Here is a 1,927-nt window from a genome sequence, read left to right as displayed (position 1 = left end):
GCAGAAGAGCTGACCGCCCGAGCCTACCGGGATCATGCCCTGCCGTTGCGCTGCGTGAATTTGCGGTATATCGGCTTTCGCCATGAACGATCCGACCAGTCGATTGATGAGCACTTATGAGATTGAAATCGGCCTTTTCCCTGTGTTGCCAGTGACATGATCAAGCACAATCCGCCTTCTCCCGAACCGTTGCACCGCGCCATTGCGCGGTTCGGCCAGGCCACAGTGCTGGTGGTCGGCGACTTCATCCTCGATCGTTTCGTCAACGGCGTCATCGAGCGGATCTCGCCGGAGGCGCCGATACCGGTGCTGCACGGGCGCGGCGAGACCTCGACCATGGGCGGCGCCGGCAATGTCGTGGCCAACATCGTTTCGCTCGGCGCTGCCGCTATTCCCGTCTCGGTCATAGGCACCGATGTGGCAGGCGATAGCCTGGTGCGGATGCTCGGCGAGCTTGGCGCCGATACGGCGGGCCTCGCGCAGGAGCGTGGTCGCATGACCTCGTCCAAAAGCCGCTTCAGCGCGCTCAACCAGCAGGTGCTGCGTTTCGACGAAGAGGAGATCAAGCCGCTCGGCGCTGCGGAGCGAGCCGGCCTGATCCGGCATTTCCGCGCCGCGCTGGCGCACGCCGACATCGTCATCCTGTCCGATTACGGCAAGGGCATCCTGCTCGACGGCGTCGCCGGCGACTTGATCGCCATCTGCCGCGAGGCTGGAAAGCCGGTGCTGGTCGACCCGAAAGGCCGCGATTACGCGCGCTATGCCGGGGCGACCGCCATTACCCCCAACCGCAAGGAACTCGGCGAGGCCGCCGGCCATGCGGTGTTCGCCGATGACGAGATCGTGGGTGCCGCACGCGAGCTGATTTCGGCACATGGTTTCGATTTCGTGGTCGCGACGCGCAGCGAAAAGGGCATGAGCGTGGTCGGCCCCGACGAGGCGCGCCACATCGCCACCCAGGCGCGCGAAGTGTTCGACGTTTCGGGCGCCGGCGACACGGTGATCGCGAGCTTCGCGCTGGCGCTGGCCGTGGGCGCCGATACGGTCATGGCCGCTTCGATCGCCAATGCCGCTGGTGGCGTCGTGGTGGGAAAACGCGGCACCGCGCGGCTGACGGTCGAGGAACTCACCGGCGCGCTGTTCCGTTCGCATGGGCCGACGGCCCACAAGGACGCCATCCTCGACGCCACGTCGGCCGCGCGCATGGTGGCGGCGTGGAAGGAAGAGGGCCTGAGCGTCGGCTTCACCAATGGCTGCTTCGACATCCTGCATGCCGGCCATGTCAGCTTGCTGCACGCGGCGCGCAGCCAATGCGACCGGCTGGTGCTCGGCCTCAACAGCGATGCTTCGGTGCGGCGACTGAAGGGCGCCGGGCGCCCGGTCAACGACCAGCACGACCGCGCCTGCGTGCTGGCAGCACTTGCCTCGGTCGATGCGGTCGTGGTTTTCGAGGAAGATACGCCGCTGGCGCTGATCGAAGCGCTGCTGCCCGACATACTGGTCAAGGGGGCCGATTACACGGTCGACACCGTGGTCGGCGCCGATGTGGTGCAGAAGGCCGGCGGACGCGTCGTGCTGGTCGATCTGGTCGCCGGAAAAAGCACCACCAACACCATTGGCAAATTGCGCGCCGGCGGCACCACAAACTGAGGGTTTCATGTCCGAGTTGAACGATTACCTTGTCCGCTCCGTGGCTGCCATATCAGCCATGGTCGAACGGGACCTGACCGGTGAGATGGAGCGGGCAGCGAGCGCCGTGGTGACTGCGCTTTCGTCGGGGAAAGCTTTGCTCATCGCCGGCAATGGCGGCTCGGCCAGCGACGCCATCCACATTGCCGGCGAACTGGTCGGCCGCTTTCTCAAGGAGCGCAAGGCCTACAATGTCATCGCGCTGCCGGCCAATGCAGCGGTGCTGACCGCCTGGGGC

Annotated in this window: 2 protein-coding genes; both read left to right on the top strand. The window is 65.9% G+C overall.

The features are described from left to right. Window positions 1-156 precede the first annotated feature (156 nt). Window positions 157-1,650: a D-glycero-beta-D-manno-heptose-7-phosphate kinase gene (gene rfaE1 / locus EN939_RS32195; RefSeq protein WP_127270424.1), complete on the top strand. Its 1,494-nt coding sequence runs from the start codon at window positions 157-159 to the stop codon at window positions 1,648-1,650. A gap of 7 nt (window positions 1,651-1,657) precedes the next feature. After that, window positions 1,658-1,927 (top strand): SIS domain-containing protein (locus EN939_RS32190; protein ID WP_127271589.1); only part of this gene is annotated, 270 nt, incomplete at its 3' end.

Source organism: Mesorhizobium sp. M7A.F.Ca.CA.002.05.1.1 (assembly GCF_003998335.1).
Taxonomy (GTDB): domain Bacteria; phylum Pseudomonadota; class Alphaproteobacteria; order Rhizobiales; family Rhizobiaceae; genus Mesorhizobium.
This window is presented reverse-complemented; position numbering and strand designations above follow the sequence as displayed.

Coding starts and splice junctions, on each gene's coding strand:
- rfaE1 (WP_127270424.1), top strand. CDS start 157: ATGATCAAGCACAATCCGCCTTCTCCCGAACCGTTGCACCGCGCCATT.